At 44.2% G+C, this 23540-nt stretch carries 24 protein-coding genes and 2 tRNA genes; 22 read left to right on the top strand and 4 right to left on the bottom strand.

The features are described from left to right. The first annotated feature begins 40 nt into the window (after positions 1–40). On the top strand, positions 41–895 hold the full coding sequence (locus AC0L6N_RS12990; protein WP_473475069.1) for a DUF3025 domain-containing protein: 855 nt from the start codon (positions 41–43) through the stop codon (positions 893–895). A 38-nt stretch (positions 896–933) separates the two neighbouring features. Here AC0L6N_RS12990 and AC0L6N_RS12985 read toward each other — a convergent pair whose 3' ends face one another. Then, positions 934–1641 (bottom strand): Yip1 family protein, encoded by a 708-nt coding sequence (locus AC0L6N_RS12985; protein WP_473475067.1) that lies wholly within the window; start codon positions 1639–1641, stop codon positions 934–936. 243 nt (positions 1642–1884) lie between these two features. Here AC0L6N_RS12985 and AC0L6N_RS12980 point away from each other — a divergent pair, with 243 nt between their 5' ends. Next, the gene (locus AC0L6N_RS12980) at positions 1885–2667 is read left to right on the top strand and encodes an ATP-binding cassette domain-containing protein (RefSeq protein WP_473475065.1); all 783 of its coding nucleotides are present in this window, start codon (positions 1885–1887) and stop codon (positions 2665–2667) included. Positions 2668–2681: 14 nt separating this feature from the next. Beyond that, on the top strand, positions 2682–3875 hold the full coding sequence (locus AC0L6N_RS12975) for an ABC transporter permease (protein WP_473475063.1): 1194 nt from the start codon (positions 2682–2684) through the stop codon (positions 3873–3875). A 112-nt stretch (positions 3876–3987) separates the two neighbouring features. Here the strand turns inward: AC0L6N_RS12975 and AC0L6N_RS12970 are convergent, their stop codons facing one another. After that, positions 3988–4890, bottom strand: a complete 903-nt coding sequence (locus AC0L6N_RS12970; protein WP_473475061.1) for a DUF72 domain-containing protein — start codon at positions 4888–4890, stop codon at positions 3988–3990. 301 nt (positions 4891–5191) lie between these two features. Here AC0L6N_RS12970 and aspS point away from each other — a divergent pair, with 301 nt between their 5' ends. The 15 genes from aspS to AC0L6N_RS12895 all read left to right on the top strand — a co-directional run bounded on the left by aspS (position 5192) and on the right by AC0L6N_RS12895 (position 17259). After that, a complete protein-coding gene (aspS, locus tag AC0L6N_RS12965) occupies positions 5192–6970 on the top strand; it encodes an aspartate--tRNA ligase (protein ID WP_473475059.1) in 1779 nt (592 codons plus the stop codon). Positions 6971–6975: 5 nt separating this feature from the next. Continuing rightward, a complete protein-coding gene (nudB, locus tag AC0L6N_RS12960) occupies positions 6976–7440 on the top strand; it encodes a dihydroneopterin triphosphate diphosphatase (protein ID WP_081429944.1) in 465 nt (154 codons plus the stop codon). 36 nt (positions 7441–7476) lie between these two features. Beyond that, on the top strand, positions 7477–7998 hold the full coding sequence (gene ruvC, locus AC0L6N_RS12955) for a crossover junction endodeoxyribonuclease RuvC (RefSeq protein ID WP_006993621.1): 522 nt from the start codon (positions 7477–7479) through the stop codon (positions 7996–7998). Between the two features lie 22 nt (positions 7999–8020). After that, positions 8021–8647, top strand: a complete 627-nt coding sequence (ruvA, locus tag AC0L6N_RS12950; protein ID WP_473475056.1) for a Holliday junction branch migration protein RuvA — start codon at positions 8021–8023, stop codon at positions 8645–8647. A 130-nt stretch (positions 8648–8777) separates the two neighbouring features. Then, on the top strand, positions 8778–9785 hold the full coding sequence (ruvB, locus tag AC0L6N_RS12945; protein ID WP_473475054.1) for a Holliday junction branch migration DNA helicase RuvB: 1008 nt from the start codon (positions 8778–8780) through the stop codon (positions 9783–9785). A gap of 603 nt (positions 9786–10388) precedes the next feature. Continuing rightward, the gene (gene ybgC, locus AC0L6N_RS12940) at positions 10389–10811 is read left to right on the top strand and encodes a tol-pal system-associated acyl-CoA thioesterase (protein WP_473475052.1); all 423 of its coding nucleotides are present in this window, start codon (positions 10389–10391) and stop codon (positions 10809–10811) included. Next, positions 10801–11511, top strand: coding sequence for a protein TolQ (tolQ, locus tag AC0L6N_RS12935; protein ID WP_011575705.1), 711 nt, complete (start codon positions 10801–10803; stop codon positions 11509–11511). The genes ybgC and tolQ overlap by 11 nt, the downstream gene beginning before the upstream one ends. Positions 11512–11523: 12 nt before the next feature. Then, positions 11524–11946: a protein TolR gene (tolR, locus tag AC0L6N_RS12930; RefSeq protein ID WP_011575704.1), complete on the top strand. Its 423-nt coding sequence runs from the start codon at positions 11524–11526 to the stop codon at positions 11944–11946. Positions 11947–11959: 13 nt separating this feature from the next. Next, positions 11960–12856 (top strand): cell envelope integrity protein TolA, encoded by an 897-nt coding sequence (tolA, locus tag AC0L6N_RS12925; RefSeq protein ID WP_473475049.1) that lies wholly within the window; start codon positions 11960–11962, stop codon positions 12854–12856. After that, the gene (gene tolB, locus AC0L6N_RS12920) at positions 12856–14211 is read left to right on the top strand and encodes a Tol-Pal system beta propeller repeat protein TolB (RefSeq protein WP_473475047.1); all 1356 of its coding nucleotides are present in this window, start codon (positions 12856–12858) and stop codon (positions 14209–14211) included. The genes tolA and tolB overlap by 1 nt, the downstream gene beginning before the upstream one ends. Before the next feature lie 46 nt (positions 14212–14257). Next, on the top strand, positions 14258–14818 hold the full coding sequence (gene pal / locus AC0L6N_RS12915) for a peptidoglycan-associated lipoprotein Pal (protein WP_011575701.1): 561 nt from the start codon (positions 14258–14260) through the stop codon (positions 14816–14818). A gap of 11 nt (positions 14819–14829) precedes the next feature. Next, positions 14830–15585, top strand: coding sequence for a tol-pal system protein YbgF (ybgF, locus tag AC0L6N_RS12910; RefSeq protein WP_011575700.1), 756 nt, complete (start codon positions 14830–14832; stop codon positions 15583–15585). 240 nt (positions 15586–15825) lie between these two features. Continuing rightward, positions 15826–15901, top strand: a tRNA-Lys gene (locus AC0L6N_RS12905). A gap of 35 nt (positions 15902–15936) precedes the next feature. Further along, positions 15937–16012, top strand: a tRNA-Lys gene (locus AC0L6N_RS12900). Between the two features lie 401 nt (positions 16013–16413). After that, positions 16414–17259 (top strand): HDOD domain-containing protein, encoded by an 846-nt coding sequence (locus tag AC0L6N_RS12895; RefSeq protein ID WP_473481327.1) that lies wholly within the window; start codon positions 16414–16416, stop codon positions 17257–17259. A gap of 106 nt (positions 17260–17365) precedes the next feature. Here AC0L6N_RS12895 and AC0L6N_RS12890 read toward each other — a convergent pair whose 3' ends face one another. Further along, positions 17366–18178 carry an acyl-CoA thioesterase gene (locus AC0L6N_RS12890; RefSeq protein WP_473475044.1) on the bottom strand — a complete coding sequence of 271 codons (813 nt, stop codon included), beginning with the start codon at positions 18176–18178 and terminating at the stop codon, positions 17366–17368. A 256-nt stretch (positions 18179–18434) separates the two neighbouring features. Between AC0L6N_RS12890 and AC0L6N_RS12885 the strand changes: the two genes are divergently transcribed. Both AC0L6N_RS12885 and AC0L6N_RS12880 read left to right on the top strand, forming a co-directional pair. Further along, positions 18435–19760 (top strand): spinster family MFS transporter, encoded by a 1326-nt coding sequence (locus tag AC0L6N_RS12885; RefSeq protein ID WP_473475042.1) that lies wholly within the window; start codon positions 18435–18437, stop codon positions 19758–19760. Between the two features lie 22 nt (positions 19761–19782). Further along, positions 19783–20628 carry an alpha/beta fold hydrolase gene (locus AC0L6N_RS12880; RefSeq protein WP_473481325.1) on the top strand — a complete coding sequence of 282 codons (846 nt, stop codon included), beginning with the start codon at positions 19783–19785 and terminating at the stop codon, positions 20626–20628. A gap of 65 nt (positions 20629–20693) precedes the next feature. Here the strand turns inward: AC0L6N_RS12880 and glgC are convergent, their stop codons facing one another. After that, positions 20694–21956 (bottom strand): glucose-1-phosphate adenylyltransferase, encoded by a 1263-nt coding sequence (gene glgC / locus AC0L6N_RS12875; protein ID WP_011575695.1) that lies wholly within the window; start codon positions 21954–21956, stop codon positions 20694–20696. A gap of 452 nt (positions 21957–22408) precedes the next feature. Between glgC and AC0L6N_RS12870 the strand changes: the two genes are divergently transcribed. Together AC0L6N_RS12870 and AC0L6N_RS12865 are read left to right on the top strand one after the other, a co-directional pair. Further along, positions 22409–22948 (top strand): SRPBCC family protein, encoded by a 540-nt coding sequence (locus tag AC0L6N_RS12870; protein WP_011575694.1) that lies wholly within the window; start codon positions 22409–22411, stop codon positions 22946–22948. A gap of 145 nt (positions 22949–23093) precedes the next feature. Beyond that, the gene (locus tag AC0L6N_RS12865; protein WP_473475040.1) at positions 23094–23504 is read left to right on the top strand and encodes a hypothetical protein; all 411 of its coding nucleotides are present in this window, start codon (positions 23094–23096) and stop codon (positions 23502–23504) included. The last annotated feature ends 36 nt before the right edge of the window (positions 23505–23540 follow it).

Here is a 23540-nt window from a genome sequence, read left to right as displayed (position 1 = left end):
TATGTATTCTGTGGATACGAGACACAAAGGAGTTGATATAATGCCACTCATCAACTTACTCGCAACGAATTTTGTTTTTCTTTTTATGTCGTTACCCTGGAATGAACCCTTTACACAGCAATTATCTTGCGCCCCGTTAGCCCGTTTAAACGCTCAGTTTTTTCTCAGTGATTTTACCGATTGGCCGAATGCTGAAGGGTTAAATACCTTGAAACAACGATTTTTAGCAGATGTTCGAAACGTCCCAGATTTTATTGACCAAGACACTTTGCTCCCGACTGATAATTACTATGAGCAAATTATATTCAACCAAGGGCATATTCCTACCAGAGCTAATGGTTGGCATGACTTGTTCAACGGTTTGGTATGGTTGCAATATCCCCTCACCAAAACGCGTCTAAACCAACTGCATGTTGAAGACATTAAACAGAACGGCCTGAGCCCACGTAGTCGCCAGCGCAACCATATTACTCATTTTGATGAATGTGGAGTAATTTTGGCGGTTGAATCACCAGCGGGCAAAAAGGTGACTAAGTTACTGAGTGAGCATCACTGGACTGAGGCGTTGTACCGCAATAGAGCGCAGTGGGGAGAAGGCATTCATGCCCGCATGTTTGGTCATGCCAACTATGAAATGTTGCTCAACCCGTTTATTGGATTAACAGGAAAATGGCTGGCGGTCCGTGTTGAGCCAGGGTTTGCTCAGCGAAGCATGCTTGAGCAAAACGCTGAAGTTGACCGGTGTTTGTGTGGGCTGATAAATACCACTGAACTCTTTAAGCAAGCAAAACCCTTATTACCTTTACCGCTTTTAGGGATTGCCCAGTGGAGTAAACTTAATACAGACGTACAATTCTATCAAAATACCGATTATTTTCGCCCTAAACGTGGTTAAGCACCTCGTCCTTTATCAAACCTGACAACCAAATGCATTTAGTCAAAGGCGATAATTAACGCCCAAGCTAGCCAGAGAGTCAGACAAGGGGCAAACGCAATCACTAATGCTCTTCGCCGACTTAGCGTGACCCACTGGCTAATGCCTATGGCGAGTAAGTACATGCTCCAAAATATTTCCAGTTTGATGCTACTGGCTAATCCAAACCATGAGGAGGACACGGGAATAGCAAATAGGAACGATAAGGCGCTGGGAGACACAGCATCAAAGCTAATTTGCCCATGATCTAGCCAAAAAAGGATGACGCCGCTAAACAGTGCGCCCACGCACGATGGCAATAAGATCCACCAAGTAAAACCAAACCAGTCACTAAAGCTATTGATGTTCTGGGGATCTGATTTGGTCACCACATTAAGGTAAAGCGCGATAATAGACACCAACACTAACAACATAATCACAGGGGTAATCACGGTGCCAACAATGCTTTTAGTTGCGTCGAGTGAAGCGCTTATCGCTTGTTGTTCTCCGGGGCTGATGTTGGCAAATTGACTGGCAATAATGACCTCTTTATACCACTGAAAATCAACCACCTGAAAATAGTAATAAACCGGTAAAACAGCGGCAAGTGTAACCAACAAAAACGGCAACCACGACCAGTTATGTTGCTCTTTTAACTGTGCAAACGTTGCCTTAGGATGGCGCAGTACACCGATACAGGCACTGAAGGGATTGAGATGAGAGACCATGAAACGTGTCCTTGTATAACCTATTTTGTGGTTGTTGAAATAACTAATCTTATGATTTTAAACATGATTGTCGCATTTTTCAGCTACTAGGTTGTAGCTATTTGGGCTAAAGTAACAAACTATTTGCAACCTAAGGCAAGCAGCGGGCTGGAGCAAAAAAACAGCCGTGAGCAAAAAAATAGCCGTGAGCGAAAATAATGGCCGTGAGCGAAAAAGCAGTCGCGAGTTAAATAGGGTAAAAGAATGATCGAGATAGTTGGCTTAGCCAAAAAGTTTTCAGTTGAAAATCCTAAAAAACTCAGTGAGCAAGAACGTAAAGATCCCAGACTTAAAGGGCGCTTTTTTCATTCTGTCATTGATGTGTCTTTCACCTGCCAGCAAGGGGAAGTATTAGGTTTGCTGGGCCCAAATGGTGCTGGCAAAACCACGACATTACGCATGTTGTCCACGGCACTCAAACCCGACAGTGGCAGCATTACCATTAATGGTACGGATGTGTTGCAGGATCCGGTAATGGCGCGAAAAAAAATAGGTTTTCTATCAGGCTCGACAGGCTTATACGGGCGGCTTTCTGGTCGTGAAAACATTGAATACTTCGCTAAATTACATGGCATGACGCCAGTGCAAATCAAACACAAAATTGAGGCACTTGCTGAGCTCCTTGATATGCATACATTTTTAGACCGGCGCAGTGAGAACTTCTCTACCGGTATGAAACAAAAAGTCGCGATCGCCCGAGCGGTGGTGCATGACCCCGAAGTTGTGATCTTGGATGAGCCGACAACCGGCCTAGATATTATGGCGACGCAAACCGTATTGCGCTTCATTCGCGGCCTAAAAGAGCAGGGCACGCCGGTGATATTCTCTACCCACCATTTAGATGAAGTGAGCAAATTATGCGACCGCGTAGCGGTTATCGACCAAGGGTTGAGCAAATTTGACGGGGAGTTGAAGGCGTTTACCCAGCTCGCTAATGGTTCATTACATCAAGCTTTTTTAACCAGCATCGATACTGAGCGTCAATAAGGAGGGAAAATACTATGTGGTTAGTCTTTTTTAAAGAAATAAAAGAATTGCTGCGCGACCGTAAAACGTTGTTTTTTATGATTGCGCTACCGATCCTCATTTTCCCGTTAATTTTTGGCGGAATGGCGTATTTCACCGCTCAGGCATTCGAAAAAGCGGAAAGCAAAGTCCTGAAATACGCGGTGGTGAACGACCAGTATGCGCCAGAGCTAACAAATGACTTGGCAGCCTCAGATAAATTTGAGCGCGTAGATATTGCCATTAACGCCGATTACACGGCGTTAATTAACAGTGACACCGTTGATTTTGTAATGGTACTGCCGGAAAACTACAGTGCAGATATCCTTCGAAGCGGTCAGCTAAACATAACACTTTATTTAAATGACGCGGGATTAAACATGGTGCGCAACCGTGTGAATTCAATGGTGCAAAAGTATGCCGATGCGTATCAAACATCAGCGTTTTCTGAACTTGGTGTCACCCTAGTGCAGCAAGATGCTTTGTTAAACCCCATCGTTCTTGAGCAAATAAGCACAGCGGGTCAACGGGAAAGTTGGGGCGAGAAAATAGGTGGTATGCTGCCATATTTACTGTTTGTATTGTGTTTTCAAGGGGCGATGTTTCCTGCGACCGACATTGGTGCCGGTGAAAAAGAACGGGGCACATTAGAAACGCTGCTTATTTCACCTATCGATCGTACGAAAATTGTTTTAGGTAAATTTTTAACAATTGCTTGTGCTGGCGCCACCACCGCATTGATTACCGTTGTTAGCATGGCGGTATGGGGGTTAGTGCTCAGCCGCGGGTTTGCTATGCAGTTTGTAGCTGACTTTATGAGCCAAATTGGCATTGTTGATTTTGTTTTGATGTTTTTGATGCTGATCCCGCTGGTGGCTATCTTTGCGGCAGTATTGCTGAGTATTTCAATTTACGCTCGTAGCTTTAAAGAGGCCCAGAGTTATATGGGGCCGTTAGTGATTTTCGTTATCATGCCGGTCATGGTGGCACTCATGCCGGGAGTTGAACTTAAAGGCGGTTGGGCTTGGGTGCCTTTGACAAATGTAGCGCTGGCCATGAAAGAGCTGGTAAAAGGTACCATGGACTATTTTCAGTTAATTGGCATTTTTGCTTCGACGGCATTGATTGCTGCATTACTGCTGGGATTTTGTGTGTACTGGTTCAAACAAGAAAAAGTGTTGTTTAGATAAACGACTCAACCAGCTAAACAGACAAATTTGCTAAATTAGCTAAGCGCTCGGCAGTGATTCACTTCGGGCGTTTTTTAGTTTTGGTGCTGTGAGCAACCAGCTTAAGTGTTAGCTAAGGGGTTAGTGAGTCAAATATAGATATCTGCTGATGGCTGTTTTGCGAGGCTGGTAATACTAATGCAGGCAGCGGAGCATCAGGGTAGGTAAGGTTGTAATCATGAATAAAGGTCGCCGCTAACCAAGGTGCATCTTTGTTATCAGGCATATGAAAGAAAATAGAAGGGCTTTTACCCTCATCCAGCCAATATTTTATTTTCTTGATCCAGGGGCGATAAAACGACGTGCATTTGTCAATCTGCTGATGGCCGACAAAGCGTACGACAGGTGAATCACCGGTAGCGATAACATTGGTGGGGACCCGCGGCTTTTTACGTTGAACATCGATGACTAATTCGCGCTCTTCACCGGTGAATTGACTTGGATCACAAGCAAATAAGGCGCGGGTATCCATTATCACTCGGTCTGCTTTATGTGAAAGTAACAACTGATTCAACGCTTTTTCTTGTTCGCCCTTTTGAAAAAACGCCAAGTGGCGGACTTCCACACTCATAGGTAAATCTGTTGGTATGGTGTCAAGGAGGACGCCAAGTTGGTTGATATGTGCTGGGGTAAATTGCTTTGGTAGCTGTAACATAACGCCGCCAAGGGTTTCGCCGAGCACAGCTAAGTTATCGATCGCGTGCTTTAGTTCGCCTGTGCATATATCGAGTTGACCCGAATGACTAATACTGCGGGGTAACTTTAGAACAAAGCGAAAATCATCAGGCACGCTGTCGCGCCATTTTTTAAGGGTGTCTTGATTGGGTAAATGATAAAAACTGCTATTGCATTCTACGCTATTAAACAGCCTGCTATAGGATTGCAGGGCAGTCTTTTTACTGCTTTTGGGCGGGTAAATACTGCTAAACCAAGCATCATGGGTCCAAATAGGACAGCCTATATTAACTCTTAGCATAAGGACTCTCGTGACTATGAGTCACAAGAATAACAATTATTGCACTTACGTAAAATAATGCAGGGCCGGAAATTCGAATTTGTACCCATTCTAGGGAATTTTCGCTGAGTGGTTAATTGTTTATAGGTATAAAGTCCCGCGAAAAGCGTCAATGTGGGTCATATTTGTGCAACTTAATCATTAACGTCACTCATTATCTTTATGACTGCCTCAGCTCTTGGGGATTGTGTGCTTTGGGTATATACTACGCGGCCTTATTTTTCTTATATTATAGTAGCTTGGTTTAGAGGCTTATTTCATCATGCGCACAGATTATTGCGGCAACATCAATGCATCACACATCGGACAAACAGTCACTCTTTGCGGTTGGGTAAACCGTCGCCGCGATTTGGGTGGGGTTATTTTTATCGACTTGCGCGACCGCGAAGGTATCGTTCAAGTGGTTTACGATCCAGACTTGGCCGAATTGTTTGATACCGCAAACAGCTTGCGTAGCGAATTTTGTGTTCAAATTGAAGGTCTGGTTCGTGCTCGTCCGCAAGGGCAAGTGAATAAAGACATGGGCACCGGCGAAATCGAAATCTTAGGCAAAGGCTTAACGATTTTGAACAAATCAGCTGTCTTGCCACTGGACAGCAATCAAGAGAACTCAGAAGAGCAGCGTTTGAAATATCGCTACCTTGATCTTCGTCGTCCAGTGATGAGTGACCGTCTTAAGTTTCGTGCAAAAGTCACCAGCGCCGTACGCAGTTATCTTGAAGGCGATGGCTTCCTTGATATCGAAACGCCTATGCTGACCAAAGCGACCCCTGAAGGCGCTCGGGATTATTTAGTGCCAAGTCGTACCCATAAAGGGAAGTTCTTTGCGTTACCCCAGTCACCTCAATTGTTTAAGCAATTGTTGATGATGTCCGGTATGGACCGCTACTACCAAATCGTTAAATGTTTCCGTGACGAAGATTTACGTGCCGATCGTCAGCCTGAATTTACTCAAATCGATATCGAGACCACCTTTCTGGGTGCCGAGCAAGTAATGGAAATCACTGAAGGGATGATCCGCAACTTGTTCATGAAAATGCTGAACGTTGATTTAGGCGAATTCCCGCAAATGACTTATGCCGATGCCATGCGCCGATTTGGCAGTGACAAGCCTGATTTACGTAACCCATTAGAGTTGGTTGACGTGGCGGATATCTTAAAAGATGTAGAGTTTAAAGTGTTCTCTGGCCCAGCAAATGATGCTAAAGGCCGCGTAGCGGTTATCCGCGTCCCAGGCGGTGCGAGCATGACCCGTAAGCAAATCGATGAATACACTAAATTTGTCGGGATTTATGGTGCTAAAGGCCTAGCGTGGATGAAAGTAAACGATATCGATGCTGGCCTTGAAGGTTTGCAATCGCCTATCTTGAAATTCTTAGGTGAAGATGTGGCCAAGCAAGTGCTATCAAGAGTTGAAGCACAAAGCGGTGATATTCTATTGTTTGGGGCTGACAGCGCAACGGTTGTAACCGAAGCATTGGGGGCACTGCGCTTGAAAGTGGGTGAAGATTTAGACTTGCTTGAAGGTGAGTGGAAACCGCTTTGGGTGATTGACTTCCCTATGTTTGAAGAATTCGATGGCCAGTTTTATGCGCTGCATCATCCATTTACCGCTCCTCGTGACATGACGGCAGAGCAACTTGCTGCAGACCCCGCCAATGCGTTATCAAATGCTTATGACATGGTATTGAACGGCTGTGAATTAGGCGGTGGTTCGGTGCGTATTCATAACCAAGACATGCAAGCTAAAGTGTTTAATATCTTGGGGATCAGCGAAGAAGAAGCGGAAGTGAAATTTGGCTTCTTACTGGATGCCCTCAAATTTGGTGCGCCACCTCATGCCGGTTTAGCATTTGGTTTAGACCGCTTAGTAATGCTGATGACGGGGGCAACGTCTATTCGTGACGTGATGGCGTTCCCGAAAACAACAACCGCTGCGTGTCCATTAACGGATGCCCCTGGTATTGCCAGTGACGAGCAATTGAAAGAGTTGTCAATCAAGACTGACATCGTTCAGGAAAAAGCCCCAAGCGCGGAGTAATTTTTCTGCAAACTAGCAAAAATGCTTATCGGCGTCCTGAATCGGCATTGGTGGTCATATATGACTGCCAATGCCGAGTGTTAGTGATGCAGCGCCAAGATGATCCTAACTTTTGGCAGTCGGTGACCGGTACACTGGAAATCGGCGAGTTGGCTATCAATACCGCCCTAAGAGAAGTCAAAGAAGAAACCGGCATTGATATTCAACAAGCGGGTTATCACTTACACGATCATCAGCAGATCAATCGTTACGCCATTCGTGACATCTGGCAACATCGCTACCCGCCAAACACGCCCTTTAATACCGAGCATGTATTTTCAATACAAGTAAAGGATGATGTAGCTATTATCCTCACCGAGCATTTAGCCTATCAATGGTTAGAAAAAAACGCTGCCATGGCTAAAGTCTGGTCTGATACAAATCGGGCTGCAATCAAAGATTGCGTACCTGATGCGAACATGCCAACGTAAATCGGCAATATATAATTAATAGGTACATTGAAACTCGTGGCAATTATTCTCGGCATCGATCCTGGCTCACGCATTACTGGCTACGGCGTAATACAAAGGGCAGGGCGACAACAACAATATTTAGGCAGTGGTTGTATTCGAATGCAGGGGGACGCACTGGCGCCGCGATTACAGCAAATATTTGACGGTGTCAGCCAGTTAATACTGCAATATAAACCCGATATGTTCGCTATTGAGCAAGTCTTTATGGCTAAAAACCCTGATTCAGCGTTAAAACTGGGTCAAGCCCGAGGCGCGGCTATTGTTGCAGCGTCCAACCAAGGACTTGATGTGGCGGAGTATTCCGCTCGGCAAATTAAACAATCTGTGGTGGGCAACGGGAACGCACAAAAAAGCCAAGTACAACATATGGTCACGTTTATTTTGAAGCTACCGGGCACGCCTCAAGCTGATGCTGCAGATGCATTAGCGGTTGCGCTTTGCCATAGCCACACCAACGAAAACCTCATCAAGATGTCAGGTCAGGTGAAAAAAACCGTACGCGGCAGATTACGATAAATAACAACACTAGAGAATGAACATGATAGGCAGAATACGCGGCACAGTAGTAGAAAAACAGCCACCAGAGGTACTCATCGATGTAGCTGGGGTCGGTTATGAAATTCAAATTCCCATGACCAGTTTTTATCAATTACCTGAGGTAGGTGCCGAGGCCAGCGTTTATACTCATTTTGTGGTGCGTGAAGATGCACAATTGTTGTTTGGTTTTGCTGATAAAAATGAGCGCGCCGTATTTAGAGAGTTAATTAAAGCCAGCGGCGTAGGGCCTAAATTGGCATTAACGATTTTGTCGGGCATGTCGGGGCAGCATTTCATGCAGTGTGTTGCACACGAAGACATTACCGCTTTGGTGAAGTTACCTGGCGTTGGTAAGAAAACCGCAGAGCGTTTAGTGATAGAAATGCGCGATCGCTTTAAAAAACTAAGCTTAGAGCAATCTGCAAGTGATGATTTTGCTCTGCAAGGCAATACTAATAGTATTGAAAATACCTTTGTTACTTCAAGTGATGCGAAAGAAGAAGCCCTAAGCGCACTGATAGCACTTGGGTATAAGGCGCCTCAAGCGAGTAAAGTGATAAATTCTGTGTATGTAAAAGACATCACCAGTGAAGAATTAATTCGCGAAGCATTGCGGGCAATGATCTGATTTCACCTAGGAAAATACAGGCCTAAAAGCCCGTTATTAAATAGTCTATGCAGTTTGCTTGAGTATCCGTCTCGACTCTCATAGACTACGCACTGTATATAAAACCACTACCAAAAGTTAAATAATTCTCATGATAGAAGCCGATCGTCTCATTCAACCTACCGCCCTACGCGAAGATGAAGTCATCGATCGTGCTATTCGCCCTAAAATGCTGGCGGATTATACAGGGCAAGACCATGTGTGTGAGCAAATGGATATCTTTATTCAGGCCGCGCGTAAACGCAGTGATGCGTTGGATCATTTATTGATTTTTGGCCCCCCAGGCTTAGGCAAAACGACCTTGGCGAATATCGTGGCGAACGAAATGGGCGTGAGTATCAAAACGACCTCAGGGCCGGTGCTTGAAAAAGCGGGGGACTTAGCGGCGCTGCTAACCAATTTAGAAGAAAACGATGTGTTGTTTATCGATGAAATTCATCGTTTGAGCCCAGTGGTGGAAGAAATTCTGTACCCTGCGATGGAAGATTATCAGCTGGATATCATGATAGGAGAGGGGCCTGCTGCCCGCTCAATTAAACTTGAGTTACCGCCGTTTACCTTGATTGGTGCAACAACACGAGCAGGCTCATTGACGTCACCATTGCGCGACAGATTCGGTATTGTGCAGCGCCTTGAGTTTTACAATATTAAAGATTTAACCCAAATCGTAAAGCGTTCTGCCCATTTCCTGGAATTAAATTTAGACGAGGAAGGCGCGATGGAAATCGCCAAGCGCTCCCGCGGTACACCGCGTATCAGTAACCGCTTGCTGCGCAGGGTACGAGATTATGCCGAAATAAAAGCAAACGGTGAAATTAGCAGTGAAGTTGCTTCAGCTGCGCTGGATATGCTGGATGTAGATAAAGAAGGCTTTGACTACATGGACCGAAAATTGCTGATCACCATCATAGATAAATTTATGGGTGGGCCTGTGGGTCTCGATAACTTAGCGGCGGCGATTGGTGAAGAACGAGACACGATAGAAGATGTGATAGAGCCCTTTTTAATTCAACAAGGGTTCTTGCAGCGTACCCCAAGAGGGCGAATTGTGTCTCAGCGGGCATATTTGCATTTTGGTTATGATTACGAGCCTAATTGATTTTGTATACCGCCAAAGGAGTGGTATTACTTTTTAGGTCGTAAAAAATAGGCAAAAAAAAGCCCGCATAAATTATGCGGGCAAAGCAACAAATAAAGTTGAATGGAATAAAATTCCAGGGAACATGTCAGTCAACAGGGAGTCGACATAGCATCTGATTAACGCCTGGTTGGAAACATTCGCTAATCGAGAAGACAACGTCATTATAGCCTCGCCGCGAAGAACCACAATTGAGAAAAATTACCATTTTATGATTAGTTTTTCTAATGCGTAATGTCTTTACTTATTTTGTATAAAACTTGTTAATACCTGTCATTTTTTATTTTTTTTATTAAAAACAATGATTTATGTTTTACTGAGTGTTATTTAACCTATTATTTTTTTTGTTACAAATATCTTTGATAAACGTATTTTTGCGAAAATATTGAATATCTATGCATATTTGTCGCGCTTATTATGTTGTATTGCAACGCTGGGTTTAGTTAAATGGATCTATCTTTTTGAATTTTAATGCTTTAATTTTTAGTGGCGCATCATGATTAGTCTTTTGCATCGCATAGTTATGCGCTGGTTGGAGACGGTATGTAATAGTGTGGGGGAAAAGTGACGTTGCAGAAAAACTTAGCAGTATTTGAACACCAAATAAGGGTGTATTATGAATATACGGATGCAGGCGGAATTGTTTATTACGCGAATTATTTGAAGTTTCTAGAGCGCGCCAGAACAGAGTGGTTGCGCTCGATGGGGATTGAACAAGATGGGTTATTGGAACGATCTATCGGTTTTGTCGTCAAACGTGTCGAAATGGACAATCAAGCGCCTGCACGATTTAATGAACTATTGAGAATTCAAAGCGAAATAGTAGAATTGAAACGCGCAAGTTTGGTGTTCAAACAAACAATAATAAGTCCAAGTGGTCAACGCTTGGTCAGTGCTTTAATTAGGGTGGCGTGCGTGGACCTTCAGCAAATGAAACCTATCGCCATCCCCGGATTTATACTAGAGGAATTCTCGCGTGTCGGCTGAGTTATCAATATTTGGATTATTTTGGCAAGCTAGCTTATTAGTTCAGCTTGTGATGTTGTTGTTATTAGCCGCGTCTGTGGCATCTTGGACGTTTATTTTTCAGCGTTCGCAGGCGTTGAGCCGAGCAAAAAATGATATGAAAAAATTTGAGGATAAATTTTGGTCAGGGGTCGATTTAAATCGCCTTTATCAAGAATTAGCTGCTCGAGAATCAGTGCAAGGTATGGCCAGTTTATTCTGTGCTGGCTTTAAAGAATTTGTCCGCTTGCGTAAGTCGTCATCTACCCCATCTGAGGCGATAATGGACGGTACTTACCGTGCGATGCGTGTTTCCTTGTCTAGAGAAATTGACGAATTAGAGAGCCGTTTACCGTTCTTGGCGACTGTGGGCTCAATTAGCCCGTATATCGGTTTATTTGGTACTGTGTGGGGGATCATGAATGCGTTTATCGCTTTGGGTGAAGTCCAACAAGCCACGCTAGCCATGGTGGCGCCTGGTATCGCTGAGGCGTTGATCGCAACCGCTATGGGGCTGTTTGCCGCTATCCCTTCAGTTATCGCTTATAACCGTTTCAGCCATCAAGTAGAAAAGCTCGAAAACAACTACGGTAACTTTATGGAAGAGTTTTCCAGCATATTGCATCGTCAGTCGCTGGTAACAAAGGCGGATACCGTCACCAACGGTCCAGCTCAGGGCTAATAGGCAACGATTATGTATGTAAGAAAACGCCGTCGTCCGGTGTCTGAAATCAATGTTGTGCCCTACATCGATGTGATGTTGGTGTTGCTGATTATCTTTATGGTAACCGCACCGCTTGTGACTCAAGGTGTTAAGGTAGATTTACCAAAAGCAGAAGCGCAACCGTTAGAAGATGATAGCAAGCCACCGCTAATTGCTTCCGTTGATGCAGATGGAAATTACTTCCTGAACATCGCTGAAGACCAAGAGCAGGCCATGACAGCTGTAGATGTGGCCACATTAGTTGCGGCGCATTTGCGAATTGAACCTGAAACCCCAGTCGTGGTGAAAGGGGATGGCGCAGTGCCGTACAGCAATATAGTGCAGTTGATGGTGCTTTTGCAGCGTGCTGGTGCGCCTTCTGTCGGTCTTATGACTGACCCTCCTGAGAAGTAAGCATTTAGCAGATATGAAGTTAAAATTGTCGCTACCTTTGATTAAATCACTGAGTTTGCATCTCGTTTTCGGAGTGCTTCTCTTTGCAGGCATGGATGTTAAGTTGCCTCAAGAAACGCCTGAAATGGCGTCATCTCAACCGGTTATAGAGGCCGTGGCGGTAGATGCCAACGCGGTTGATGACCAAATTAAGCGGATTGAAGATCAGAAGAAGCGCAAGCAAAAGGTTGAAGAAGACCGAATCGCTGAACTGGAACGGCGTGCGAACGAGGCCGAACGCAAGCGTAAACAACAAGAGCAAGAAGCGGTTGAAATAGAGCAACGCACCAAGCGCCAACGTGAAGAACGTAAACAGGCTGAGCAAGCTGCAATTGCTGCGCGTAAAAAGCAAGAGCGAGAAAAGGCCAAAGCGAAAGCAGCGGAGGCGGAGCGTAAACGCAAAGAGTTAGAGCGTAAGAAGGCGGAAGAGCGAGCTAGAAAGGCCAAGGAAGCGCGCGAGAAGGAAGAAAAAGCCTTGAAAGAGGCGCAGCGTAAGAAAGCAGAAGCAGCGGAGAAAGCGCGTCAAGAGCGTGCCTTGCAAGATCAACTTGAAGCTGAGCAGGCTGTGCGCCAGCAGCGACGAAGCAAGCAAGTTCTAACCGAAGTACAAAAGTACCAAGCCCTGATCCATCAAGCTATTCAGCGACAGCTAATTGTAGATAACTCAATGCGCGGAAAATCCTGCCAGTTGAATATCCGTTTAGCATCGTCTGGTTTAGTTATTCAGGTAAAAGAACTAGGTGGAGATCCTATCTTATGCAGAGCTGCTAAATCTGCTGTTTTCAAGGCCGGTACCCTTCCGGTATCAAAGGAAGCTGATGTGTATGAGAAGCTCCGTGATATTAATTTAACTGTAGAGCCCGATTTATAATGACAAGATTGACCCGTGTTTTAACGTTTTTAAGTGTAATGCTCACTGCATCTAGCCAGGCGAGTTTGGAAATTGTGATCACCGAAGGAATCGATTCTGCGCGACCAATTGCCATTGTGCCATTCAAGTGGAATGGCCCAGGCCAAATGCCAGAAAGCTTATCCGAAGTGGTTAGCGGCGACCTATTACGAAGCGGTAAGTTTAGCCCTATCGATAGCACTGACATGCCAGGGCAACCTCATAACGACAGTGAATTGGATTATAGTGCTTGGGCAGCAACCGGCGTCGAAGCTATTTTGGTGGGTTCGGTCACCCCTGAAGGCCCTGATCGTTATCGTGTTAACTTCACATTAGTCGACGCTATTAGAGGTCAAATCACCGGTGGCAATGCGCGGGCATTAAGCGGTGGTAAATTAACCAACAGTAACGACCACATTTTAGATAGCCGCCAGACTGTTATTACAGGCCAAGGATTTAGACAATACGCTCATCGCATCAGTGATGTGGTGTACGAAAAATTAACGGGTGAGAAGGGCGCCTTTATGACGCGTATTGCTTACGTTGTTGTGCGGGACCGTAAAACCAATGAGTTTCCTTATCAGCTCGTTGTTGCAGACTATGACGGTGTTAACGAGACGATGTTACTGCGCTCTAAAGAGCCTTTGATGTCTCCTTCTTGGTCGCCTGACGGGACCAAGCTGGCTTATGTCACATTTGAAAATAAGCGCTCACAGATATACATTCAAGACTTATACACCATGAGCCGAACGCAAATGACCGATTTTCCTGGCATAAACAGTGCGCCGGTTTTCTCACCCAACGGTAGGCAATTAGCCATGGTGTTATCGAAAGACGGTAACCCAGAGATTTACGTGATGGACGTGGCTTCTAAACGCCTAGAGCGGATAACTCGCAACCGAGCGATAGACACGGAACCGAGCTGGACACCCGACGGTAAGAGCTTGATATTTAGTTCCGAACGGGGTGGTAAACCGCAAATATATCGCGTAGATTTAGCCAGTAACAACGTCAGAAGGGTAACGTTTGATGGCGAAATGAACCTTGGGGGAACCATCACCCCAGACGGCGGTCGCATGGTTATGGTCAACCGTACCAGAGGGAACTACCATATTGCCGCTCAGGATTTAGAAAACGGAAATATTCAGGTATTAACCAAAACCTATTTGGATGAATCCCCGAGTATTGCACCAAATGGAAGTATGATTATTTACAGTACGTTACACCAAGGCAAGCAAGTTTTATCCTTGGTTTCCTTGGATGGTCGCTTTAAGGCGCGTTTACCCGCTTCTGATGGGCAGGTTAAGTCGCCAAGTTGGTCTCCATTTTTGTTGTAACAAGTTCAACCTATTTATAAATTTAATAATAATAAGGAATTAGAAAATGCAACTTAGCAAAATATTCAAAGGCATCACACTTGCACTACCTATTGTGACAATGGTTGCTTGTTCATCAGGTCCTAGCGAAGAAGAGTTAGCCGCAGAGAGTAACCGTGTTGCTGCTGCCCAAGCTGAAGCTGACCGCAAGGCGGCAGAAGAAGCAAAAGTGCAAGCAGGCAATATGAAGCCTATGTTGTCTCCTGAAGAAGTCATGCAGAAAGAAAAAAGTGCATTGATGGAAGATCAGGTTGTTTATTTTGATTTCGACCGTTCAAGCGTCAGTTCTAAGTATTACTCTTTGCTTGATCAACACGCTGCATTCTTGGTGAAAAACCCAGGCCAAGCAGTAGTTATTGAAGGCCATTGTGATAACCGCGGTACGCCTGAATACAACATTGCGTTAGGTGAACGCCGTGCTAAATCAGTTGAGACATACTTGATGAATGCTGGTGTGAGCGCATCTCAAGTTTCTGTTGTTTCATATGGCGAAGAAAAGCCAGTTGATACATCAGGCACTGCAGCTGCATTTGCTGAAAACCGTCGTGGTGTTCTTGTATATCAATAAAAGTTGGATTTATGAATAAACGCATTCTTGCGCTTACTCTGACAGCGATATTTGGAGCCGCAGTAAATGCGGCTCCTGCGCCTGTAGCGGATGTAAGCAGTGGCAGTACAGAGTCACGTCTAACCACCTTAGAGCGCCTTTTTAATACACGTACAGCGCAGCAACATCGCGTTCAGGAGCAGCTGGATTTGCTTCAGAATGAAGTGAATGAGTTACGTGGCAGTATTGAGAAGCATAATTATCAACTAGAGCGGATATTAGAGCGTCAACGAGAGCTGTATTTAGAGATTGATAAACGCATTGCTGCTGTGATGACACAAAATGGCAGTGGAGCCACTGACGAGTTTAATCAGACTAATCAAGTTAGCCAACCTAGCTCCCAAACTAGCCTGAATGAAGATCAAGCGTATGATAAAGCTGTCAACCTTATCTTAAAAGACAAGCTGTATGATGATGCTATTCCTGAGTTCCAATCCTTCTTGCAAAACTTCCCTAATTCTAGTTATGCCTCAAATGCGCATTACTGGTTAGGGCAATTGTTATTTAATAAACAAGATTGGGCGGCAGCGGCAAATCAGTTTGAAACATTGATGAATCAATTTCCGGATTCTTCGAAGCGCGCAGATGCCATGTTGAAATTAGGTATTTGTGAGCAAGAGCGTTCAAATATTGCCCGAGCAGAACAATTATGGAAAAAAGTGTTAACGGAATACCCGACTTCTTCAGCAAGGAAACTGGCTGAAATTAAATTAAATGCCGTTAAATAGATAACGGCATTCCTTATTTTATTAGTGTTAATGCTTCGTTTTAGCGTAAAAAATAACCGTGCAACATGCGTTTTGTATGCTTTTTCAGCAAACGATACGAATTATGAAAATAAAGCTTAATTTAAGGTTGCATGAAGTTTCGAATTCAGTATTATATGCGCCCTCGTCACCGAGAGACGAGAAGCAAAGCAAGAAAGGTATATTTTCCCTTAGTTGATTTGCAGTTAGATTTAATTTGATGGGTCGTTAGCTCAGTTGGTAGAGCAGTTGACTTTTAATCAATTGGTCGCTGGTTCGAATCCAGCACGACCCACCAGTTAAATCAAACAATTCAAAGCGTTACAATTAGATGGGTCGTTAGCTCAGTTGGTAGAGCAGTTGACTTTTAATCAATTGGTCGCTGGTTCGAATCCAGCACGACCCACCATCTAATCTCCAGTTTATTTTATCTCTTCGTTTGATTTCCCATTTTGCTAAAACAACCTAATTTATTTTTGCAGCGATACATCTTCGACGTGCTTGTGTTCTGTAATCGCTATTCTTGTGGTGCTTAAATCAATCTGTAATTTTACTTCTTTGCAAAGCGTTCGGTTCTGATCAAAATTTCGTCATCAGTTATTCGCTTTCTTTAAGGTTGATTAGTCGGTACTGTGTCTCTGTATGATTATACTTTAGTATTAATTGAGCAAGGTTTTACCGATGGAATTTAATTTACCTTGTAACTATTCTTCATTTTTCTATTTACATAGCGTTAGATGTATTAATCTTGAACATTAGAGATGGGTTGACTTACACTCTTACATAATCAAATTAAGGATAAACGTGCGTATGAATGCTCTTGAGTATGCCGAAAAAGCAGGTGATTTGTTTGTATTGCCTGACTCAGTCACAAAAATAAAACAGCTTATTGATGATGGCAGTGCTTCTATCAACGAAGTGGCAGAGGTCATAAATTACGATCCGGCGATTGCAGCGCAAATTTTGAAAATAGCTAACAGCGCCTTATACAAATTTCCCACAGTGATAACCACCGTTAATAAAGCGATTCAAGTCATAGGAACAGACTCAGTTTATGATTTAGTGCTCGCGTACGGCATCTCACACGCTTTTAAAGATATGAATGACAGTGAGGTGGACTTCAGTGTTTTTTGGGAGCTAGGGGTGAGCTGTGGCTTGTTAGCAAAATACATTGCTCAAGAGACGTCCGCTAAAAATCCCGATAAGATGTTTGTGTGCGGTTTACTACACAATATTGGCGAATTAGCCGTGTTGCAGCTTACACCGGACGTAGCAACGCAGTGCAGTTCATTTTCGGCGGAGCATTGCCCTGTCACCTTGCAGAATAAGTATCTTGGTTTGAGCTACGCGCAAATAAGCGCTGAATTGCTCAAGCTTTGGGGGATCCCCAGTGAAATTTATGGGCCTATTGCCCACCAGCATGCTTCTTTGCACAAAGCACAAAGTCATGAAGAGAAAATACTGCAGCTTGCGTCTAGTTTGGCGCTCAATAACGTATACAGTGAGATCTATAATCGACTCGATAATATCGAACCTGCGCAATATGAAATCCTCGACTTAGATGACGAAGATTTGGACGCGGCGCTCGATTTTACCAATATGCAGCTGATCAGTACCTTGGCTATTTTTAGCCCGTCAACCTTTAGCATTTACTAAATTGGGCTGAACCTTATCCCGTAGAGAACTAACTAGTTACGAGTAGGATAAAAAAAGAGCGCTTATCAGCGCTCTTTTTAGTGGTGTTCAATATGGCTTATTCTCACTAATCAAACACGGCAATGGTTTGTCTACTGATTGCAATTAACTGCCCTCGGGTATCCCATATATTCGCTTCAGTTTGTGCGTAGCCATCTGCGGCTTGACGTGTGCGCACTTGATAGGCAAACCAGTCTTCAGGGGAAAAGGTGTAATGAGGGTAAATAAATTCAATGTTCCAACTCATAGTACTTGCGGGTGCTGGCCATTTAAGCATTTGCAAAGTGGTGGGTGGCCATCCATCGATAAGAGCGATTAGATGGGCATCAGTTAGTTCTTTTGGTGGTTTAGTAAATCGCATCCAACCATCAATTTTGCTTTCTTTACTTCCTGTAAAGGGCAGGCCTCCACCTTGTCTAGCCAAGTCTATATGGCGTAAAAACTTAGGCGTAATCTTAGGGATTTGAGGCAGAAAATCTGCTTTGGTAGGGGCTCGCATTGCATGTGTATCAGTATTGCGTACATCAATTTTTGAGTCTCGTGAAACACCAAAGGCAGCTTGCACCATCACGCATACCTTGCCATCTTGAATTGCCTTACCTATCACTTGCGTAACATTCCTACCTTCTCGCAATATTTCAACTTCGATGTCAAAGGATGCCTCAGTCATAACTGGGCCGACAAAATTGCATGCAAACGATCTAAGTACTCGATCGTTACTGACTTTTTGACGGATAGCGCTATATACCAAGGCGCCAGTTAAACCACCATATGCGGTGCGTCCTTGGGCCCATTCTTTAGGGATAGTGAGTTGGGCTCTAGCTTGTTCATCACTATTGATATAGTGATTTGTCGCGTCGATAAGGTCATCAATATGCATAAATCCAGTCACTTATGTTGGGTCTGCACGCATAGCAGAACTGGTCGGATGTCTGTGGGCAATTCTACCACGTAAAAATTCTAACATCCTAGCTATTCAATAGAACAATTTGCTCGTGTTATATGGGTATATAAGTGTTTGTTATGTTTACATTTATTTTACATTGTTGATACAAAATGGCTTGTTATGTAGACACCGACAAGATTACTATGAGGGTGTTTATTGTGGGCAGAATATCTAAATTGAGGGAGCAATAATGACAGTGAATACCAGCGAAAGCCCTGTTGTTCAGCAGGAAGATTTTAATCAGGTGAGCAAACCTTATCGTACCTACGTATTAACAATATTGACCTTGGTTTATGCCTTTAATTTTATCGACCGACAAATCATCGGTATTTTATCGCCCTTTATTAAAGCTGACTTGGGTTTAAATGACGCGCAATTAGGCTGGTTAAAAGGGCTCTATTTCGCGGTGCTTTACACGGTGGTGGGAATTCCTATTGCTTGGTTAGCAGACCGCTATAGTCGCGTTAACATCGTTGCGATTTCCCTCACGCTTTGGAGTGGTTTTACCGCACTGTCTGGTATGGCTACGACCTATACGCAACTTGCCATTGCGAGAATTGGTGTGGGGATCGGTGAAGCGGGTGGCAGTCCACCTTCTCATTCTATCTTGTCTGACCTTTACCCCAAAGAAAAACGTGCAGGTGCGTTAGCGATTTATTCGTTAGGGATCCCATTTGGGATCATGCTGGCGTTTTTTGCTTCCGCTTTTATTTTAAAAGGTGGGGATGCTAACTGGCGGCTTGTCATGCTCAGTGTGGGTATCCCTGGGGTACTACTCGCTATTTTGCTTAAGTTAACGATAAAGGAGCCGCCTAGGGGAGGGAACTTACATTCCGCGGCTGCTAAAACACCTTCCTGGCAGTCCATCAAAGTACTGTTAACAATACCGTCGTGGTGGGGCATGTGTATTGCGATTTCTTTAGCCTCATTTGGAAGTTATGCCATTTCTACTTGGATGATGGACTTCTATTTACGCGCCTATCCGAACTTGGACTTGACTAGCCTGCTAATCAAAGTGGGTATTATCAACGGCACTGCTTATGCGTTTGGCGTTTGGTTCGGTGGAGCAATCACAGATAAATGGGGCAAAACTAACAGAGGGGCGTACGGTTGGGTGCCTGCTCTTGGGCTTTTAGTTGGGGTGCCTGCATATATTTATTCTGTGCAGGTTACTGATTTAAACACGTCTCTGATGCTGCTGACGGTGCTGCTATTTACCAGTGGTTTTTATTTGGGGCCATCGTTTGCCTTGGCGCAAACACTGGCACCGGTTAAGGTGCGTGCTATGTCGACAGCCTTATTCTTCTTTGTCTTAAACATTATTGCACTGGGCGGAGGTCCTACTTTCATCGGAATTTTGAGTAAATCGTTAACTGCTGAGCATGGTGAAGTGGAAGCTTTGCGTTTAGCCTTGTCGGCTGTTTCAGTACCCTATGTTTTGGCGATTGTCGCTTTCATATGGACCGCTCGCAAAATCCCTGCTGATTGGGCTGCTGCAGAGAAACGTAATGGATAGAGCTACTATGAATTTAAGGGGGATGAGGTTGGAACAAAATAACGATGTGCATCTGCATTTTGCCCATGCAAATGGCTTCCCAGCAGGGAGTTACCGTAAGTTATTTAGCGCGCTCAATAGCGACTATTGCGTGTCTGCTATAGAAAAATTTGGCCATACAAACCGGTTTCCAATCTCTAAAAACTGGGGTAATCAAACCCAAGAGTTAATCACCCATATTGAATCTACCGAAAACCAGCCAGTTTACGGCATAGGGCATTCATTTGGTGGGGTGGTGTCTTATATGGCTGCATGTACCCGTCCTGATTTATTCAAGGGGTTGATTATGCTTGATCCGCCCATGATCACGGGCTTAACTCGCGTCTTCTTTAGGGGGGCCAAAGCCACACCGTTAATTGACAAGATAACCCCCGCGGGTAAAACAGTAACGCGCTGTAAACAGTGGGGAAAAGATGAAGATTTAGTGGCTTACTTTCAAGCTAGAGCGCTGTTTAAAAATATAGATAGTGACTGCATTGCGGATTATGTTAGCAGTGTAACGCACGTTCAAGAGCAACACCGACACTTGCATTTTGAACCTGAGGTCGAGGCTTCTATTTTCAGAAACCTTCCTCACAATATATATAAGTACTATGGGAAACTTACCTGCCCAGCGCTACTGGTCACGGGCTCTCAAACCCATGTGTGTACTGAGCGTCGTATTAGGCCATTTATTAAGGCTAATCATCTCACTCATGAGGTGTTTAGCGGCGGGCATATGTTTCCTTTGGAGTCACCGGTAGAAACGGCTGAGTTAATAAACCGAACAATTGACGCCTGGCGCGCAGAAACGTCTGATAGTAATACGGCGGTCGCCACAGATAAGTAACGTTAGGGCACAAAAAAACCAGACTGAATCTGGTTTTTTTGTTGGCAACTTTTTCTATATATTCATCATATTCCGACTTTCAGACCTAACATTTCTCGGGTAACTAACACAACACCCTTGTTTGTGACTCTGAAGCCCCTTGCTCGGTCTTCATCATGGTTATGACCAATGACAGTGCCTTCAGGCACGATACAACCACGATCGATAATTGCTTTCTTGATTTTACAATTTCGCTTTATTTCTACATCCGGTAACAGTACTGACTCTTCAATTTCACTGTAGGAGTGAACGTGGACATTAGAAAAGCACAAACTCTTGCGCACGGTTGCCCCAGATATTATGCAACCACCACTGACCACGGAATCAATGGCCGCGCCGCAGCGGTTGTATTCTTCCCAGACAAACTTAGCGGGGGGCAACTGTTCTTGATACGTCCAAATAGGCCACTTTTTATCGTAAAGATTAAGGGGAGGTTTGGGCGATACCAATTCCATGTTGGCCAACCAAAATGAGTCTAATGTACCCACATCACGCCAGTAAGAGACTTCACCATCGTCGTTTGAAAATGGATAAGCGAATACCGGGTGATCCTTAATAATCGACGGAATGATATCTTTACCAAAGTCACGCTCTGAGCCTTCGTTTTGCGCATCATGTTTTAAATGCTCAAACAAAAACTCAGTGTCGAAAACGTAATTACCCATAGAGGCAAGACAACGGGTAGGGTCGTTAGGCAAAGGAGTCGGATTCTCAGGTTTTTCTTCAAATCCAAGAATACGATAATCTTCGTCTACAGACATGACCCCAAATGCACCAGCAGCTTCTTCTATAGGTACAGGCATACAACTGACAGTCATTTTTGCGCCAGATTCCACATGATGAGCAAGAATGTTCGCATAATCCATGCTGTATATGTGGTCACCGGATAAAATCATCACGTATTTAGGAATTTCATCGCGAATAATATCGATATTTTGGAATACCGCATCGGCAGTTCCTTCATACCAATTGCCTGAAGAGCGTTGAGAAGCAGGTAATATCTCAACTGATTCACCTAGTTCTTTTCTAAAATGTCCCCAACCCCTGACAAGGTGTCGGATCAATGAATGAGATTTATATTGGGTTACCACCCCTATGCGTTTAATACCGGAATTAATGCAGTTAGATAGTGGAAAGTCGATTATTCTAAATTTTCCTCCAAAATATAAAGCGGGTTTAGCCCGCCAGTCGGTCAGTTCGTGTAGTCGGGAGCCTCTTCCGCCAGCTAAAATCAGGGCGTAGGTATCTCGGGTCAGGTTGCTAATATAACGTGGGCTTGGATTGGGCATAACACTTGACTCCATTCTTATTTGATTTTTAGACGTTCTCGTTGCGCAGGAAACACAGAATCACGGAGCGTAAAGTGTACGTCATCAGATACTGTGAACTTCAGTGTGTCACGGGCTCGCTTGAAATTCAATTTGCTTCCAGCTGATTTATTATGTCTTTTTACATATTAGTAACGTTTGAAGCCGTTAAAAACTGAATCTGTACAATAAAAGAACACTCTGTTTTGTGCACAGGGCAAAAACACTACTATTAGTGCAGCTATATAGCGATGGAAGCATGATCTAATTTTCGCCAAACAGGTTGCTTTTCTTCTCGCTTTACAATGCAAACCTATGGCATATTTCTGATTTGCATAGATTTTTTGATTGTTTTATGTACAGTATGTAGTCGCAATTAATGAAAAAGTTAAAAAAATGTTATAAAAGCCGCCGGTGAGTGAAGGGGAAAGAGCATGTTGAAAAAAATGGCAATTGGGATCGCTGCAATACTGATGTTTTTTGTGGTGGTCGGATGGTTGTTACCATCCGAATTTAAAGTGGTTAGAACCATCAGAATTGAAGCTCCTGCAGATATTATTTTTAAACATGTGAAAGATTTAAAGAAGTGGCAGCATTGGGGAGTCTGGTTTGAACGCGACCCTGATATGCAAGTGGCTTACGCAGGCCCTGATTCCTCAGTTGGTATGAAATCTACTTGGCAAAGTGAAAGCCAAGGTAATGGCGAAATGGAGATTGTGGCCATAGAAGAAAACCAGCGATTCATATATACCCTTGTTTTTCCTGATATGGGAGTTGGCTCAACCGGTGAGCTAACCTTACGAGATAAAGAGGGAGAAACGGTCGTTATTTGGCACGATTATGGCGACGTTGGGGCTAATCCGTTGTTACACTATGTGGCGTTTTTTATGGACCGAATGATCGGTGAAGACCTACAAATGGGCTTAGAAAACCTTAAAGTTATTGCAGAGGCTGAGTTTCAACAAACGCGGTGAGCGCATCGACTTACCGGTGACATTTTGCCGAGCGATAGGTTTTCTTTGCTCGTAAAGGGTGTAAATGGCTTTCAACGCCATCGCAGGTTAATGTGCGCGCTTTTAACGTTGAACTGTTCAATAAGGTATTGATTTAAGGAAGTATATGAGTCGATTTCCAACCCATGGCAGTATTGAACTTGATATAGAAGAAAACATATTGCTCGTTGAGGGCTGTGGTCCATGGAATTTAGAATCTGTGGTCGAGGCTGAATTAGAGGTGGCGCCTTTACTGAAGCAATTAAGTGTTGGCCCATGGGGGGCTTTGGTTGTACTTAGAGGCGATCCGATTTATGTACCAGACGCTGCTGCCTTTATGTCAAAAGCAATTCGTGAACAAAAAACGTTGGGGCGAGTGGCATCCGCTTTGATTATCGAGCACTCTGCAACGCCAGAGTTTTCAAAACGCCACCTTGGGTTAATCTATGACGACGCTGGCGAGCGTTATCGTTTCTTCCCGAATAAAGAGCAGGCAAAATGGTGGTTAATACAGCAGATCATCCACGCTTCGCCCTGAGCGATCTGCTGGTATGGTTACGTCTCGGCAAGGGGG

The sequence above is a fragment of the Paraglaciecola sp. G1-13 genome (genome assembly GCF_055809255.1).
The sequence above is the reverse complement of the archived record's forward strand: the minus strand, read 5'-3'. Positions and strand labels throughout refer to the sequence as shown.

Excerpts from the sequence above, each read along its gene's own strand:
- AC0L6N_RS12990 (WP_473475069.1), top strand. The coding sequence starts at position 41 with ATGCCACTCATCAACTTACTCGCAACGAATTTTGTTTTTCTTTTTATG.
- AC0L6N_RS12985 (WP_473475067.1), bottom strand. The coding sequence starts at position 1,641 with ATGGTCTCTCATCTCAATCCCTTCAGTGCCTGTATCGGTGTACTGCGC.
- AC0L6N_RS12980 (WP_473475065.1), top strand. The coding sequence starts at position 1,885 with ATGATCGAGATAGTTGGCTTAGCCAAAAAGTTTTCAGTTGAAAATCCT.
- AC0L6N_RS12975 (WP_473475063.1), top strand. The coding sequence starts at position 2,682 with ATGTGGTTAGTCTTTTTTAAAGAAATAAAAGAATTGCTGCGCGACCGT.
- AC0L6N_RS12970 (WP_473475061.1), bottom strand. The coding sequence starts at position 4,890 with ATGCTAAGAGTTAATATAGGCTGTCCTATTTGGACCCATGATGCTTGG.
- aspS (WP_473475059.1), top strand. The coding sequence starts at position 5,192 with ATGCGCACAGATTATTGCGGCAACATCAATGCATCACACATCGGACAA.
- ruvA (WP_473475056.1), top strand. The coding sequence starts at position 8,021 with ATGATAGGCAGAATACGCGGCACAGTAGTAGAAAAACAGCCACCAGAG.
- ruvB (WP_473475054.1), top strand. The coding sequence starts at position 8,778 with ATGATAGAAGCCGATCGTCTCATTCAACCTACCGCCCTACGCGAAGAT.
- tolR (WP_011575704.1), top strand. The coding sequence starts at position 11,524 with ATGTATGTAAGAAAACGCCGTCGTCCGGTGTCTGAAATCAATGTTGTG.
- tolA (WP_473475049.1), top strand. The coding sequence starts at position 11,960 with ATGAAGTTAAAATTGTCGCTACCTTTGATTAAATCACTGAGTTTGCAT.
- tolB (WP_473475047.1), top strand. The coding sequence starts at position 12,856 with ATGACAAGATTGACCCGTGTTTTAACGTTTTTAAGTGTAATGCTCACT.
- pal (WP_011575701.1), top strand. The coding sequence starts at position 14,258 with ATGCAACTTAGCAAAATATTCAAAGGCATCACACTTGCACTACCTATT.
- ybgF (WP_011575700.1), top strand. The coding sequence starts at position 14,830 with ATGAATAAACGCATTCTTGCGCTTACTCTGACAGCGATATTTGGAGCC.
- AC0L6N_RS12895 (WP_473481327.1), top strand. The coding sequence starts at position 16,414 with ATGAATGCTCTTGAGTATGCCGAAAAAGCAGGTGATTTGTTTGTATTG.
- AC0L6N_RS12890 (WP_473475044.1), bottom strand. The coding sequence starts at position 18,178 with ATGCATATTGATGACCTTATCGACGCGACAAATCACTATATCAATAGT.
- AC0L6N_RS12885 (WP_473475042.1), top strand. The coding sequence starts at position 18,435 with ATGACAGTGAATACCAGCGAAAGCCCTGTTGTTCAGCAGGAAGATTTT.
- AC0L6N_RS12880 (WP_473481325.1), top strand. The coding sequence starts at position 19,783 with ATGAGGTTGGAACAAAATAACGATGTGCATCTGCATTTTGCCCATGCA.
- glgC (WP_011575695.1), bottom strand. The coding sequence starts at position 21,956 with ATGCCCAATCCAAGCCCACGTTATATTAGCAACCTGACCCGAGATACC.
- AC0L6N_RS12870 (WP_011575694.1), top strand. The coding sequence starts at position 22,409 with ATGTTGAAAAAAATGGCAATTGGGATCGCTGCAATACTGATGTTTTTT.
- AC0L6N_RS12865 (WP_473475040.1), top strand. The coding sequence starts at position 23,094 with ATGAGTCGATTTCCAACCCATGGCAGTATTGAACTTGATATAGAAGAA.